This window comes from Desulfomonile tiedjei DSM 6799, assembly GCF_000266945.1.
In the GTDB taxonomy this organism is placed as follows: Bacteria; Desulfobacterota; Desulfomonilia; order Desulfomonilales; family Desulfomonilaceae; genus Desulfomonile; species Desulfomonile tiedjei.
The window spans coordinates 1503751-1519985 of record NC_018025.1 but is presented as its reverse complement, the minus strand read 5'-3'; the positions used below and the strand labels follow the sequence as shown (position 1 = coordinate 1519985).

At 48.5% G+C, this 16235-nt stretch carries 13 protein-coding genes; 6 read left to right on the top strand and 7 right to left on the bottom strand.

Annotated features, from left to right (window positions below; all coding sequences use genetic code 11):
- The first annotated feature begins 603 nt into the window (after positions 1-603).
- The 4 genes from DESTI_RS06395 to DESTI_RS06380 are packed head-to-tail and all read left to right on the top strand — an operon-like array spanning position 604 to position 4728.
- Complete coding sequence (locus DESTI_RS06395; RefSeq protein WP_014809143.1) at positions 604-1674, top strand: ABC transporter ATP-binding protein; 1071 nt, start codon at positions 604-606, stop codon at positions 1672-1674.
- Positions 1650-2975, top strand: coding sequence for an ABC transporter substrate-binding protein (locus tag DESTI_RS06390; protein ID WP_014809142.1), 1326 nt, complete (start codon positions 1650-1652; stop codon positions 2973-2975). Before DESTI_RS06395 ends, DESTI_RS06390 begins: the two co-directional genes overlap by 25 nt.
- A 5-nt stretch (positions 2976-2980) precedes the next feature.
- Positions 2981-3901 (top strand): carbohydrate ABC transporter permease, encoded by a 921-nt coding sequence (locus DESTI_RS06385; RefSeq protein ID WP_157212106.1) that lies wholly within the window; start codon positions 2981-2983, stop codon positions 3899-3901.
- Positions 3898-4728, top strand: a complete 831-nt coding sequence (locus tag DESTI_RS06380; RefSeq protein WP_211213746.1) for a carbohydrate ABC transporter permease — start codon at positions 3898-3900, stop codon at positions 4726-4728. Before DESTI_RS06385 ends, DESTI_RS06380 begins: the two co-directional genes overlap by 4 nt.
- A 261-nt stretch (positions 4729-4989) precedes the next feature.
- Here the strand turns inward: DESTI_RS06380 and DESTI_RS06375 are convergent, their stop codons facing one another.
- From DESTI_RS06375 to DESTI_RS06345, 7 genes are all read right to left on the bottom strand, one after another.
- Positions 4990-6591 (bottom strand): class I adenylate-forming enzyme family protein, encoded by a 1602-nt coding sequence (locus DESTI_RS06375; protein WP_014809139.1) that lies wholly within the window; start codon positions 6589-6591, stop codon positions 4990-4992.
- Positions 6592-6653: 62 nt separating this feature from the next.
- The gene (locus tag DESTI_RS06370; RefSeq protein ID WP_041286015.1) at positions 6654-7574 is read right to left on the bottom strand and encodes an FAS1-like dehydratase domain-containing protein; all 921 of its coding nucleotides are present in this window, start codon (positions 7572-7574) and stop codon (positions 6654-6656) included.
- A gap of 38 nt (positions 7575-7612) precedes the next feature.
- The gene (locus tag DESTI_RS06365; protein ID WP_014809137.1) at positions 7613-8347 is read right to left on the bottom strand and encodes a hypothetical protein; all 735 of its coding nucleotides are present in this window, start codon (positions 8345-8347) and stop codon (positions 7613-7615) included.
- Positions 8348-8554: 207 nt separating this feature from the next.
- A complete protein-coding gene (metW, locus tag DESTI_RS06360) occupies positions 8555-9181 on the bottom strand; it encodes a methionine biosynthesis protein MetW (protein ID WP_014809136.1) in 627 nt (208 codons plus the stop codon).
- Entirely contained in the window at positions 9174-10349 is a 1176-nt protein-coding gene (metX, locus tag DESTI_RS06355; RefSeq protein WP_014809135.1) for a homoserine O-acetyltransferase MetX, read from the bottom strand. Before metX ends, metW begins: the two co-directional genes overlap by 8 nt.
- A 154-nt stretch (positions 10350-10503) precedes the next feature.
- Positions 10504-11991, bottom strand: a complete 1488-nt coding sequence (locus DESTI_RS06350) for a hypothetical protein (RefSeq protein WP_014809134.1) — start codon at positions 11989-11991, stop codon at positions 10504-10506.
- 305 nt (positions 11992-12296) lie between these two features.
- Positions 12297-12488 carry a hypothetical protein gene (locus tag DESTI_RS06345; protein WP_157212105.1) on the bottom strand — a complete coding sequence of 64 codons (192 nt, stop codon included), beginning with the start codon at positions 12486-12488 and terminating at the stop codon, positions 12297-12299.
- Between the two features lie 955 nt (positions 12489-13443).
- Here DESTI_RS06345 and DESTI_RS06340 point away from each other — a divergent pair.
- Together DESTI_RS06340 and metG are read left to right on the top strand one after the other, a co-directional pair.
- On the top strand, positions 13444-13854 hold the full coding sequence (locus DESTI_RS06340) for a hypothetical protein (RefSeq protein WP_014809132.1): 411 nt from the start codon (positions 13444-13446) through the stop codon (positions 13852-13854).
- Positions 13855-13957: 103 nt separating this feature from the next.
- Positions 13958-15973, top strand: coding sequence for a methionine--tRNA ligase (metG, locus tag DESTI_RS06335; protein ID WP_014809131.1), 2016 nt, complete (start codon positions 13958-13960; stop codon positions 15971-15973).
- Positions 15974-16235: the final 262 nt, after the last annotated feature.

Sequence of the window (16235 nt, the reverse complement as noted above, 5' to 3'; positions counted from 1 at the left end):
CGTTGATTTCTTCTCTCAGACAGACGTCCTCATTGCGAGGTACTGCTGTTCCTATCGCATTCCGCTCACTGTTCCCCCGAGAACTCCCAAGAAGAAGAAACAGCCTTTATAATGAGAATTGGTGAAAGACGGTGAACCTCTTAATTATCAGGCAACGAGGAATTATAGGATTTGCCAAAACTAATGTCCGATTGAGGACGGGGGTACTGGTAGGTGCCGTGCCTCCGTGCCGGCACGTCTTCAATATGACCAACGATATCGATAAAATGAACCGGCAAAAACCGTATTGACGCTCAGAATCGTGCCACGATTCATCATCCTTGTAGGGGCAGGTCTCGTGCCTGCCCTCCCGCAATGACCGGCACGGAGGCCGGTCACTACCGGGCACCCACGAGGGGCGCCCCTACAATCAGGAGGTGAAGATGATGAGAAATTCGTGCCACGATCTGGAGTTGATTTTGACTTTTGAGACAGTCTCTCCCCAGGGACGCCGGTCCCTACCAATATCCTGCATTCACACGCGGGATAAACGACAGAATCTCTGGCACTGACTATAGCGAAATTGTTTGCAGTTCTTGACCGGATCGCATCACAGATGAACCAATGGAAGATAAAAATCGCCTTGTTATAGAAGGGCTTACAAAATTTTTCGGTCAAAACAGAATTTTGTCCGATATCTCTTTCGAAGTTGCTGAAGGTGAATTTTGCGTGCTCCTTGGTCCATCCGGGAGCGGAAAATCCGTATTACTACGAATGATTGCAGGTCTTGAAAAACCTTCCTCAGGCAAAATCTTCATGGACGGACTCGACGTAACCGATGTTCCACCCGGAAAGCGTGATATAGCGATGGTTTTTCAAAATTATGCGATATATCCGCACATGACAGTATTTGATAACATCGCTTTCCCTCTGTGGGTCAGGAAAATGCCCGCTGATGAAATACGGAACCGTGTTCACGAAGTCGCTTCTTTGCTGCAGTTGAATCGATTCCTTGAAAGGAAACCGGCCGAGCTTTCAGGAGGCCAGAGGCAGCGGGTAGCAATGGGGCGAGCGATTGTAAGGAAACCAAAGATTTTTCTGTTCGACGAGCCGCTGTCGAATCTGGATGCCAAACTCAGAGGAAGCATGAGAATAGAAATGATGCTCCTGCATCGCAAACTACAGGCAACCACGGTGTACGTGACACACGATCAGGTAGAAGCTATGACCATGGCAGATACCATCGCAGTTTTGGAGGGCGGCGTAATCCAGCAGATAGACAGCCCGGAAAACATCTATAACAGACCTGCCAATCTCACGGTTGCGGAATTCATAGGAAATCCCCCAATGAATTTCATAAAAGGAATCTTGAATCATGATTCGGAGGGCACAGTCGTCTTTACCTCGAATAGTTTCAACTTTAAAAGAAAAGTGGAACTAGAATTGGAAGGAGAAGTTGTCGCTGGAATCAGGCCGGAACATATTTCGATAGATTCCACGGGAAAATGGCAGGGGATTGTCACCTTTGTCGAAAATGTCGGATCGGACAAATTTGTACACGCCGAATTGTTGGAAGGCCCAAAATTCATAATCAGGACTACACCCGAGCTTGATCCAAAAATTGGTGAAACGGTTCCGCTGTTAATTGACGAAACAAGGATAAGCATATTTTGGCAGGACAAAAGAATTATCTGAGAAGCATTCAGGATACACGGCTTTTCTGCATTGTAGTCTGCATCACGGTACACCTTCTGCTCTGCTTACAGATCTTCGCTGCTGATGAAATCCATCTGGTTATGCAAAAACCCGATAACCTGAATCTCTGGAAACGCTTAATAGACCATTTTGAAAAAGAAAATAGTGTAATAGTCCGAGTGGAGATAAGCCCCAACTCATCCACCGCCGCCCATGCACTGATCACTCAAAAGCTGAAGAATTCGGATCCGGATCTCGATATATTCTTGATGGATGTAATTTGGCCCTCGGAACTGGTTTCAGCAGGTTGGGTGCAAGCGTTGGATGATTTTTTCCCTCCCGAGGAACAGGCCGATTTTTTTCCAGCACCAATTTCCGCATGTACCATCAATGGTAAGATCTATGGAGTTCCCTTCGAGACTTCCGGAGGACTACTCTACTACCGCAAAGATCTGCTGGAGAAATATGGCTTTCCGCCACCGGATACATGGGATCGCCTCGTACATATCGCCAAGTACATAGTCGATAAGGAAAGAACTCACAATCCTGCTCTGAGAGGCTATTGCGGCCAATTCAAACAATATGAAGGGCTCGTGTGCGACATGCAGGAATTCGTGCTGAGCAATCGTGGTAAGTTGTTCGACAACATCACCGGAGAGTCCACGATAAACACTTCCCAGAATATTGCTGCGGTCAAATACGTCAGAGATGAAATTATTGGAAAAATTGCCTCAAGAGGCGTTCTGACATATGAGGAACCCGAAGCTATGCATTCGTTTATACAGGGCAATGCCGTGTTCCTGAGAGATTGGCCATACACATGGGAAATTGCCAACAATTCGGAGAATTCTCGTATCGCGGGAAAAATTGACATAACCGTACTTCCCCATTTTCCAGGTGGTGAGAGCGTGTCTACCTTGGGAGGATGGCAGTTTGCATTGTCCAGTTTTTCCCGAGAAAAAGATATCGCAATAAAATTCATCAAATACATGACTTCTCCCACAGTCCAAAAGATCTTTGCACTGGAAGCTTCTCAAACATGTGCCAGACGCTCGGTTTACAATGACCCGGAAGTCCTTCGGAAAAATCCTCATTTTTCCAAGCTGAGGGAAAGCTTTGACAAGGCTCGGCCTCGTCCGGCCATTCCTGTCTATCCGGCGTATTCGGATATACTCCAAGTTTTCTATCATTCGGCTATCACATATCCAGACTCCAAAATTGAGGAGCTTGCTAAGGAAGCTGATTCCAAAGTTCAGCAACTGGTCGAGATGCTGTATGAAGCTGGAATCTTTAAGAGATGATAACAATGGATACTAACCGTGAAAACTTGTGGTCGGTCCGCGAAAGAATTCTCGGTTACTTATTTCTTATGCCATTATTAACCGTGCTACTGATTTTCTGCTTTTGCCCCATACTGTATTCGTTTGTTTTGAGCTTTTATCGAATTGTGCTCAGCTTGCCCGGGTTAGGAGAAACATTTGTAGGCCTGGATAATTATCGGGAACTGCTAAGAGATCCGGTTGCCGTAAAGTCATTGAAAGTGACTCTCCTGTTTGTAGCAGTTTCAACCATTCTGGAAATTTCCCTGGGTTTATTTATAGCTATTGTCATTCATGAGAATTTTAGAGGAAGAGGTCTGGTAAGAGCTGCAATCTTGGTCCCTTGGGCGATTCCAACGGTTGTTGCATCGCAATTATGGAGATTTGCGTTTAATGACCAATATGGAATGGTCAATTATATTCTGTTCGGCCCGGATGTTATTCATTATCAGGCCTGGCTCGCTAGCCCTTTTTGGGCCTCAACGGCAATAATCATTGCAGATGTCTGGAAGACCTCATCATTTGCCGCTCTTGTAATTCTTGCAGGATTACAGACCATCCCTGACGAGCTTTACGAGGCCGCATCGATCGACGGGGCCAATCGTTTTCAAAGGTTTGTCTCTATCACATTACCGCTACTCAAATCCTCGATTCTCTTGGCGTTTGTTTTTAGGACCATGGACGCTTTCAGGGTTTTCGACCTCGTGTATGTGATGACGCAAGGCGGGCCGGCTAATTCCACAAATGTTCTTCAATTTTATGGATACAGAGTATTATTCGATCAAGGCATGATAGGTTTGGGGTCTGCTGTTTCTTTTATTGTTTTTCTGCTGGTATTCATCGTCTCAGTTACTTACCTGAAGCTGGTCGGAACCGCTTTGCTACAGAAAAAGGAGGCAATTCGTTGAGTAAACCGTCCAAAGGAACATTAATGTTGGCAATAAGTGTTTTCGCTATAATATTTGTTTCTGTGGCGCCTTTTTTGTGGTTCGGCCTTCTTGCTTTCAAACCTTACATTGATATAACCGCAGTACCTCCGCGAATATTTCCTTCACATTTTTCTTTGGAAGCAATGTCATCCGCAATCTATAAACATGACTTGTTTCATTATTTGAAGAACAGTGTAATTGTCGCGGGCACAACGACAGTTTTATCTGTCGTCATCGGGACTCTTGCAGCTTATCCGCTTGCTCGAATTTCCATTAAATACAAAAGGACCATACTCTTAGTAATTCTTGCTGCCGGCATGTTTCCCCAGATTGCAATCGCAGGGCCAATCTGGCGCCTACTCCGGGATCTTGGCTGGTTGAATACTTACCACGGACTTATTCTACCGTATCTGGCATTTTCCCTTCCCATTACCGTATGGATACTCGCCATTTTTTTCAGCGAACTTCCTCGAGAATTGGAAGAAGCTGCGAAAATTGACGGAGCCGATTTATTTCAGATTTTAAGGAAAATAATCGTGCCTCTGGCAGCTCCCGGTATCTTTACTGCCGCCATACTCAGTTTCATAGCCTGCTGGAATGAATTCTTCTTTGCTCTCCTCATCATGACCCGGAGTGACTTTCAGACGCTTCCGGTAGGAATTGCGTTGTTTCCGGGTGAACATACAATGCCGTGGGGCGAAATAGCAGCCGCCTCGCTCGTGACCACTTTGCCTCTTGTTGTATTCACTTTATTTTTTCAGAAGCGAATTATTGCAGGCCTCACCTCAGGTGCCGTGAAGGGATAAAGTTGCTGGAGGTGTCCTTCGCTCCGGACGACGCAAAGCCGTCTAATCACTCCGCCCAGAACACCTCCCCCTGCGCCAGCTTATACCAATGCGCTTTCATACGAGTAATATCGGAAAGCCGATCAGTTGCCGGCTCCGGCGGATCTCCTCCGCTACGGACGGCACAGCCTGACTTCGCTTCGGAGACCCACCGGAGCCGGCTTCAGCACTGTCACTTCTTTGTTAGCGCATCGGTATGATATGCATAGTTGCGAAACAGTATTATGTTTGCTCTCGTGCGAGTATCTCCTTGACTTCGGCCCTGAGAGCAACTTTATCGATCTTTCCATTGGCAAGAAGCGGTAAGAGCGGTCGTACGAAAAACCTTTTCGGGATCTTGAATTTGGCCAATCTTGTCTTGCACGTCTCACGGAGTTCTTCGTCAGTAACCTCTTTGCCGGGTTGCAGCATGGCAAACGCCCATCCCACCTCTTGAAAGACTTCGTCCGGCACGGCAATGACTGCGGCAAAGAGGACCGCGTCGTGTGATTCGATCACTTCTTCCACTTCCCGAGGATATATGTTCTCTCCGCCGCTCTTGAACATCTCGGATGCTCGGCCCGTGAGATGAACGTATCCGGAGGAATCCTTGAACCCCAAATCCGAAGTGTAATACCATCCTTCAGAATCCATCACCTGCGCGGTGGCCTGAGGGTTATTGTAGTATTCCCTCATGAGAAAAGGTCCTCGAACTGCAACTTCTCCCACATCCCCGTCCTTCACTTCCAGACGATCCGGTCCCACGATCTTGAGTTCAAAGGGTTCCGCAATTTTTCCCACTGTGTGGATGAGCTTGTCAGAATTGTCACCTTTCTCCGTGTACGTGACAAATCCGGATACTTCCGTGCTTCCGTAACCCGTTATCAACGTCGCGCCGGTTTTCGAGGCAATCTGAGAGAGCACCTGCACCATGAGCCTCGGAGCGGCGGCGCCTGCCCAAAGAAACTGCTTAACGCTGCTGAAGTCGGTTTTGGCAAATTGTGGATCTCTGAACTGGAGAAGGAACATGGCGGGAACCTGACCTAGAGCCGTCAGCCTCTCTCTTTGAATTGCCTGGAGCGATTCCCCTGGATCGAAGCGGTCCATGCAGAAAATGAACCCCCCAGCAAGCACTGCCGCAAATCCCAGCTCGACAACTGCAGCCACATGGTTGATGGGGAAATGAATGAGGGCTCGACTCTGCTCATCGAAGTAGAATTTCTTCACCTCGATTTTGATGTTCTCGACGATGCTCTTGTGGGTGTGGACCACTCCTTTCGGCTTCCCCGTGGAACCGGAAGTATAGAGTAACAACGTCGGATCGTCGTCTACTACCGCGGTCGATCTCTGAGAGAGTTCCTCGTTGCGCTCCGGTCGTTCTTGGTACACAAAGCGGTGAAAATCTTCCGCGCCTTCAAAAGGTTCCCCGATAACGAGGACTTTCTTGAGACAGGAGAATTCCTTCATGAGAGGTTTTACCAGCGGACTGAGGTCGTTGCCCATGAATTCGCGCAACGCGATGAGAACAGTCGGCTGACTGTCTCCAATCACATACCTGAGTTCATTCAGTGTGAACTTGGGAGACAATCCGAGCCACATGGCCCCGATTTTCCCGCTTGCCAGAAATGTGGTCAAGAATTCGGTACGAGCAGCAGAAAGCATGGCCACGCGGTCGCCATGGGAGACCCCAATCGCGAGTAACGCTTTCGCAATCAAATCCGACCGACGCTTGAAATCACCCCAGCTCAGTCGTTCGTTTTCGAAAGCCAATGCATCCGCCTGAGGCTTTGTCTCCGCCCACTTCTCCAGATAGTGCCACGTTTGAGTCAGACTTTTCCAAACCACCTGTCGATCCTTTCTTTGACGAAACACGAGCGATAAGAAGAAGCCTATGAACCGGCTAGGAATTAGTTTTGTTGGATGCGTGCATATCCGTCAGAAACGACTTTGTCTCCCTGAGCATTCCGTACCACAAAGAAGAGATCAGTCCCGCAATCATCGGATGTTCGGCCTACGAGTGCGACCTGCAATTGAGTTCCGGGAAGAACCATACCGGTAAAGCAACCGGCCACTGAACGGAGCAGCAAGGGATTACCGTCTGCCTCGTAGTTTGTGAGGTCGCGAACAGCGTAGGCCAGCGTTGCAGTTCCCTGAAGAATGATGTCGGGAAGCCCCACTCCGCGGGCAAAAGCCACAGACGTATGAATCGGGAAGAAAATATTCGTACAACCATCGTAGATGAATGGCGCGAGCGGATCGACAAATACACTCTTTTCCCAAAAAGGAGCCGCGTTTGCGGGTGAAGCCGGAATCACCGGAAGAGGTTCTGCGACATTTGCTTCGCCATCACATTGGACCCCTCGCAAGAGACCACCCAAATGTTCGGTGAAAACCGGCGCGCCTGTTTCGTCAACTCCGGCCAGCCGCACAATCATGAGGGTTCCTGCACGATGAGGCAGAATCGCGGATATGCGTCCCCTGACAGTCAGCCGATCGCCGGGCCGCATTATGCGGTGGAATGTGAGATGCTCGGTGTAGTGGACAAGATTTACGAGAAGTGCCCGCGGAAACGTGTCTGCCTGGATGTACTCCCAAATTCGTTCGCATATCGGCCAGGTGACGGCCACAGTGAACATGGGAGGGGCAACGATGCCATCTTCTCGTTCATCATCAAAATAGAGCGGGTTATTATCATTCACTGCCGCTGCATAATTCATGGTGCGGCGCCACGTGACGTCAGTGTGATACTCCTTGAGTTCCAGCCCGGCGAAATCGGAAGAGAGTTTCACGGGACGCTCCGTACGAGACTGCTCAAGCATGAGCAGCATGCGTTCACTTCATATATAGTAAAAGAAAGAAGCAGGTGTTACTTGCGCGTTGTGCTGCGGCGATCGAGCTCGTCCCCTGTAATGAGACCCTTCATGTAGAGTTTCTTCATGAGGCTCTGGATTCCCTTGGGAGACAACTTGTATTTTTCCATCAGCACCGAATCGGGTATGCGTTCGGAAATATCTTTTAAGACCTCGCTTGCATCCACGGTTTGCTTATGAACAAGACCCTCGAGCCGTACTGAGATTTCGCATGTTTCCACGCCCAACCTTTTTGCCAATTCCTTCCGGCTGATCAATCCCTTGCCCAATAATTTCCGGTAAAGACTCGCGAGTCCCTTGCGCGACAATCCGTGTTTTTTCATGAGCTGCCGGTCCGAGAGATTGTTTCGCAAATCTTGGAGCAACTGCCTCGCGCTGACCACCGGCTTATCCGGGATGCTCATGACAATCGTAATATTAGAGACGTCGATAAACGGCTCTATTTTGGGGTCGACATTCACAAAGCGAACATTGAGACCGCGAGTCTTGATATCTTGATAGTATCGAGACAGGTAAACAGTGAATTCGGTGCAGATACTGTGGACCCCCTGGAAATCGATGAGGATTCCCTTTTCCGGATTGGTACTCAACCACTCAACGGTCTTGTCCATAAACTCTTCGACATGATCTTCTTCGATGGTAGGCCGCTCAATCTTAAGCCTGAAAAAGTCTGGTTCTTCGATCAGAGAAAACACGACTTCCTCATCGTATACGTAAAACTTGTTAATCATGAAGCTCCTTCAGATCATACGAAAAACAGGAATCCACAACAGGACGAGAGAAGAGACACCCCTCGGTCGTATGGAGCCACCCTTTAACACCCATTATGGAGAAGACAACGAATATGCAACTACATTACGGCATAACCAGACGTACGTGCAAGTGGAATTTTCCGGTTCATCCGCTCTGAAGGCGCTTTGGGCGATCACACCTATGTTTTATTTGGTCGAGATCTGAAAGCAGCCCCAGTCAGCTCGCATATTCGGTAAAAAGAGGTTGGAACACCGAACGTTGTTTTTGATGTATATCTCTTTTTCTATTCGACCGCCGATAGTTCGTACAAAGTCTTTGAAATCGTTTATCGTAATACGGTGTATATCGGGAGAATTGTACCACGGATCCGGGTACGTATGGGAAGTCGGTGTGCGGCCGGATATAAGGTGTACCAGTCCTACTCGCCAGTGGCCGTAATTCGGAAACGCTATAATTGACTTGGATCCAACCCTGAGCATTTCTCGCACGACTCGCTCGGGATTCGTCAACTGTTGCAGAGTTCGGCTCAACACCACGTATTCATAACTGAGGTCCGGAAATCCTACCAATCCCTGATCCAAGTCAAGCGACATCACCCGTATACCTCTCTCGACGCATCGGATGACTTTTTCCTGATCCAGTTCGACTCCGCACCCTTCTACATCTTTCTTGTCCCGCAAAATCTCCAGGAGACTTCCGGAACCGCATCCAAGGTCAAGAACTCGTGTGCCGGGAGTAATCAGGTCGGCAATGATCTCGAAGCCTACTTCGAACTGATGAAACGCGTTACGCACCTGTGAAGGATTAGACATTGTCCAGAAATCCCCTTACGATGCGAGTGAGTTTCGGAATACCGGCATTTACCAGAAACGAATCATGTCCGTACGGCAAATCGAGTTCCAGGAAGGACACGTGTTTCTTCCCTGCCTGCAGAGCGCGAACCATCGCCAGCGACATGGATGTGGGATACAGCCAATCCGAACTGAAAGAGAGAATCATCATTTTCGCTTCAATATCTTTGAAGGAGGTGACAAGATCGCCGTCGGCTCCGGCAAGATCGAAATAATCTATGGCCTTTGTAATAATTACGTATGAATCCTCATCGAACCTGCGCATAAAACTGCTTCCCTGATGCTGCAGGTATGATTCAACCTCAAATTCGCCGTCTTCCTTGCCGTTTTCGCCAAAACTGTATCGATACCCGTTCATATCTTTCAACCGGAGCTTACGGCCGAATTTGGCCTCCATGGTTTCTTCCGAAAGATACGTGATGTGTCCTATCATCCGAGCTACAGCGAGTCCCTGTCCCATTCGTTGGTATACATGACCTGGAGCAGGTTCAAGGCAGGCTGTTGCGGGATCGCTATATATGGCATTGCGTCCTACCCAGTTGAACGCTATGCCCTGGGGAGAAAGCCTCGCAGTGGCTGCAATCACAACAGCAGATTTCACGGCTTTGGGGTGCCGCACCGCCCATTCGAGAGCCTGCATTCCGCCCATTGAGCCGCCTATCACATTGTGCAGCTTCTCAATTCCCAGATGTTGTACGAGCTTGGCCTGGACGTTTACCATGTCACCTATGGTGATAAGCGGAAACGAGCGGCCGTACGGTTTGCCTGTGGCAGGATTGGTGCTGGGGGGGCCCGTTGTACCTTTGCATCCGCCGAGACAGTTCGAGCTGATGACAAAATACTTGTTGGTGTCGATTCCTTTGCCCGGGCCTATCAACGCGTCCCACCAACCGACTCTGCCGTTCGCATCGATTCCTGCTGCATGCGCGTCGCCGGACAGCGCGTGGAGTATGAGTACCGCGTTATCCTTCTCCGGAGAGAGCGTTCCATAGGTTTCGTACGCAACTCTGAGCGGGCCCATAAACACACCGGATTCGAGAGTGATTCCGTCAAAATCTGCGTACTCCGTAACGACGCTGCCATATCCGCCATCCGAATCGGCGTATTCTTTTATCGGTTCAAATGACATTTCTTTCGCACACCGTACACGCGTTCCCGCCAATGCAGACCGGCCAAGAACCGCGCCTGACACTGAGTGTCACCGTGATGAAATCCTGGGTATTATTCTATATAAATTAAGTCTACAATCAAGGATATGCTACGGCAATAAACGTATGGTTTCTTCACGCTGCCCTGAATTCCGGCATTTTGAGCTCTTCGCCACAAAATTTGGAGATGACCTGCCGCAGAGGATATTTTCTCCCTTGAGCCGCGATGGATTTCAGAAATTCACCTGCTTCTTTCCGAGCGTACCAGGTGTCACCAAATCTCAGTTCCAGGAATTTCCGCAAAATATCCGCTCCGGCCCATGCGGCAAGATAATCCAAGGCGTAAAAGTCGGATTCCATATCCACAAGGTATCCCTCGGGTTCATAAATAAACCCCGTGGCTTCAGCCATGTGGCGGCAATAGTATTCCGAATTCTTTATTTCCCCGGTCTCATGGAGTTCTTTTTCTGCCAGGAATTTTCCCATGTAACGCCGTATAAGGCAGAGTTTTTTGGTCCCGAACACGTCCGACAGCTCGTCTGCCTTTTCTGAATCGAGGCCTGCAACATCCACAAGCCAGGAATGGTTCTCCAGCAGATTCATGAAAAGAAATGCAAAGCACTCATCGAGCGCGGAAGATCGTCTCATGCGGCGATATTCCGCAGGAAGTTCGGCATTCATATGGCTCAGGAAGAACGCATGTCCCATCTCGTGCAGCAGAGTCTCCACGTCTATAAGGCCGCCGACAGGTTTCATGATTACATACACTTCTCCCGGCACTTCGACGCCAACACACATTGCTTCAGGACTTTTTGACGGATAATCGGCTATGTCCATGGTCACGTCGGGTCTTGAATCGAGATCCAGACCGACGCCCCGAAACGTCTGTTTCATTAATTCCGAGAGTCTCTCCACCGGGAAGTAGCCGTCGAAACGCCTGATTCTCATCAGATAAAGCGCATGGTAGCGACTTAAATTCCGGAAGGGACGACCTATTTTTCGCTCCACCCAAGGAGTCATTTTCTGAAAATAGAGAGAGCGCGTGTCCGCAAGAAATTTTTCGAACTGCTTCACGTGCTCGTCAAAAGAGAGCTCTTTTTTTGCTTCCGCGTATCGCGCATAGTTCTCGAAGCCGAACCGCTCTTTGGCAGCCTTGACCGTCAGCTCCAGCATAGCAAGCAGCATGGGATTTATTATTCCTTTGAAGAATATGCGATTCTCATTCTGCATTTCCTCGCGTTTCTGGAAATCCGTTTGCGCCTGAAGCCACGGAACAACTTCTGCCGCGGGAATCTTTTCTCCCTGCACGTGCATTCTTCCGTGCTGGATATAGAACCTCAGCATATCTCCGATGGAGGCGGTACTCTCCTCTATCATGAGATCCATGCAAGCGAACAGAGCGCGTCCGGCGCTTTCCGCTTGTTCGAGTGTCTGAGGAGAATTGGTTAATTTGCGAAGATACGTGAGAGTCTTTGGCCTGAGCGGTACAGGATGAGACTCGAGAATATCTGTCGTCGTCAGGGCTGAAGGAGCCCCCAGGAGCTGATCCACCGTTAACTTGGCTAATTCACGGTGCACTGCATCTACATCTTCAATGACTGTCTGAAGAGTCAACTGGCTCACGGTCTTTTTCCTTTTATTGCTTCTATTCGAGCGCAGAGGTGAACGCTCCTTTACAGGAGGCACAAAGACTCGCAGTAGGGTTGAATCGCGCCCCGCAAAGAGGGGCAGACGACAGACAAACCTACAGAATCAAGCCTTTTCGTTCAGGCAACTTGCGCTTCCCCGGGATTGTCTTTATTTGTAATCTCCGCTTTCGGACGCAGCCTCTGCTAAGACACGCAAATAAAAATCAAGCCTTCCGCTCTGATTGAATCCGGGGCCGGATTCTTCACATAATAATGTGATCTCAACTCAAAAAAAAGCAATTAGTAATTCTGAGCCCATTTCGATCGCGATCCTACTTCGCGAACACCCGAATTCTTGCGATTGGGTCGATTTGAGTTACCGCGCTTGGTGTTTTTGTTCATGAGGCACTCCCAGGAACAATAACCGTACACGGAGTACGTCATGGTCTGATTTGCGGTGTACTCTTTGCCGCACGTTTTGCATCTTTCCAAAGCATTCCCTCCTTGGCTTCTTACAGCCCTCTTCTGTTTTGCGTTCTCCCTGATCAAAGTTTTCTCCATTCATTTGTGAGATTGGGTCTATATTCGGCCAGCGCAATATTGTCAATATATTTTCAGTTTTCCGTGTATCTCTACACAGTAAACCGGACAGCCAAACAGCCGTATCAGTGCGGTAGCCCTGATCACAGCACCCATGTAATCGGTTACGTCGGATTCGCTCTCCGCATTCCACACGGAGTAGCCGGCTTAGTCCATTATCTTGGGAAACGAACTCACGCTATCAAGATCGGCATCTGTATCTACTAATTTTATGAGCCGATAGGTTCAGCCAAAAGCCTGAACAGCGTTGGTTTTGACATGGAGCCGGAGTCGTCTGTTATTATTGACAACCGCCCTCAATCATTCGTTCGGAAAGACTGAAATTTTATAAGGCCGGGTTCCGTCTCCTGTCTTAGTCAGGACATCCGAGATCTGCAAAAGTTCAATCTTCAAAGGCGGACGACAAGAAATTTGTTGGGGATTCAAGCCCCTGTCCGAAACGTTTTAGTATTTGAACTATGTTGCCGGGGAATTCGGATCAAACTTTCGGGTCCCGAGAACCTTGGGCAATTCTCATTGAGAGGCCTATGAATGCGTATCAGCATCCATATCTCGCTTCTTATCACCTGCACGTGTTATTGTCAATTGTTGTGAGTTCCACTGATTTCTTTTTCAAACTCCCTGATAAGCGCCTTTTAGAGGAGGGTCTCACATAACTATGCTAGATAACGACTGAATTTTACAACCAAAGGCATTCCAGAACTTTTTTCGATGGAAAAAAACCGTGCGCGCATCCAACGCGTAGACCTGAAATGACCCGATTAATTTGATTTTTGTTTGACTTTTCTAAACCTGCAGTTTATTTTGTGGCCCTGCCCATTTAGTATTTCGAAAGAATTTGAGGGGCATGATTCTTCACAAATACCTTGCACTGTTGTGTGTTCCTGCACTACTCCTTTGTGGGTGCGGCCTGTCCAAGCTCGTCAAGGGCGGGATGCACCGGAGTCTTGATGAGGAGCTCACTATTGTTAAGCTGGCAGATGCTCCCGCAAAGTATTTAGACAAAGAAATTGTTTTTGCCGTACGATTCTACAAGAAGGGGGATCTCCCCTGCCCTCTGGGCGATGATTACGTAAATTTCATCATTGCAGACCGGGTCAGCTACATCACCCTGGACAAAGTCTGGATGAAAAAAGAAAAAGCAGGTATTCTGAACAGCCTTAAGGAAATGGACACCATTGTAATGAAAGCCAAGGTGTTCAAAATCGATGAAGAGAAGGATCCTAACCTGGAGGCGCTCCAGATCGAAAAGGAATAGCTGATAACGCCGAATTCGGATTTCCGGATTTCAAGCGATCTTCTATTCCCGCCTTCCTTCTTGAAAGGCCGAACTTTTTACTCAACAGCACAGGAGAGGACTCTTGCGAAAAATCCTGGTAACCAGCGCTCTTCCTTATGCGAACGGCGATATACATATCGGACATCTCGTCGAATACATCCAGACGGATATTTATGTAAGATTTCAAAAGCTTGTAGGGAATAATGTCATTTATATGTGTGCATCCGACGCCCACGGAACACCTATAGAAATCAATGCCTCGAAGCGAGGAATCAGCCCCGAACAGCTCGTCAGCGAATTTCATTCCAGGCATCGCGAAGATTTCGCCCGGTTTGAAATCGGTTTTGACGAGTTCTATACCACCGATTCCCCTGAAAATCAGAAGCACTCGGAGACGATCTTTTTCAGAGCCAGGGATAAAGGTCACATCGTAACAAGGGACATAGAGCAGTATTACTGCGAATCCTGCGGTAGATTTCTCCCTGACAGATATATCAAGGGAACCTGTCCCAAGTGTGGTACCGAAGATCAGTACGGGGATGTGTGCGAGTCATGCGGAGCCACGTACCGCCCTACCGAGCTTGCGAACGCTCGTTGCGCCATTTGCGGAGCCGTGCCGTCTCTACGCACTTCAAAGCACTTTTTCTTTCAACTCAAGGATTTTTCTGAATTTCTCGTAGATTGGACTTCAGAAAACGAACGACTCCAGAGTGAAGTAGTCGCTTTTGTCCGCAATTGGATAGACCAGGGGCTTCAGGACTGGGATATCTCGCGGGATGGCCCTTATTTCGGTTTTCGCATACCCGGCGAGGAAGACAAATACTTCTACGTATGGCTTGACGCTCCCATCGGCTACATAGCAGCTACGGAACATTATTGCAGTGCAAAGAAGACTTGCACGGTCGAAGAGTACTGGCTGGACCCCGATTCCGAAGTGGAAATTCATCATTTCATAGGTAAAGACATTGCCTATTTCCATACACTTTTCTGGCCTGCCATGCTCAGAGCGGCAAATTACAGGCTGCCCACGGCAGTTCACGTGCATGGCTTCCTCACCGTGGATTCACGCAAAATGTCCAAGAGCCGCGGGACGTTCATTACAGCGAGAAGCTTTGCTGATCACTTGAATCCATGGTATTTGCGGTATTACTACGCAACGAAATTGAGCAACACCATTGACGATCTCGATCTTCACATCGAAGAATTCGTCAATCGCACCAATGCGGAGTTGGTCAACAACATCACCAACCTGGTAAGTCGTACGGTGGGATTCCTGAACAAAAGGCTTGCGTCGAGACTTGGAATTGTACCGGAGGCAGCGAAGGAACTCATACCGGAAGTACATTCTCTCGTTGATAAGGCTTTCGAAGATTACGGGAACTTGCGTTTCGGGATGGCCACCCGCAGCATTCTTTCCATTTCGGACATAGCTAACAATTACGTTCAGCAGAATGCTCCATGGACTACAATCAAGGAAAATCCGGAGCGCGCACGCAATGACCTGACTTTCGCAGCGAACTGCATAAAAGTAATAACAGTGCTTCTCAAGCCCATACTGCCCGCATATTGCGAGCAACTGGAACAAATCCTCGGCGTAGACAAGCTCACCTGGCAAGATGCCACGTTTGACCTGGAGAACCGTGAGATCCGACAATTTGAAAAATTAGTCGATCGTCTGGAACCGGGTGCTATGGACAAACTCATTGAAGCAAGCCGTGCAGATCTCGGTGTTATCACATCAAAAGCTGCTCCTTCGCCTGTCCCGGAGTTCAAAGAGGAAGTCACGATAGAAGATTTTTCCAAAGTTGACCTTCGTGCGGGCAAAGTTGTAGCAGCAGAAGCCGTGGAAGGCTCGGACAAGCTTCTGAAGCTGACCGTCGATCTCGGCGTAGAGACACGCACCGTTTTTGCGGGGATACGATCGTCGTACAACCCCGAAGAGGTGGTAGGTCGTTCGGTTGTCGTCGTGGCAAATCTGAAACCTCGGAAAATGCGGTTCGGCGTAAGTGAAGGTATGGTACTTGCCGCTTCAGGTGCGAACGGAATTGTCTTGTGTGCACTCGATGAATCGGTTGCCCCGGGGTCGCTCATTAGATGATTGCACTGAAGCTTTCCAATTAATGCCCCCGCGAAGCTTTTAGAAATGCCTTTATATCGACATGTTATGAAAATGCTTGCGAGAGACTTCGTTTGAAAGTAATATGAATGAATATTGTCGCCACAACGAATCCTGTGGAATCATCCATATTTCGGCAAACGAATTGAATTCTATCTCGCATAACTGTTCCGGTTTCACGGGTGCAAACTCCCTGGAATGAAATCCGGTCAGAATTTCAGTTTTGACCGGTAGCCCTGCACGA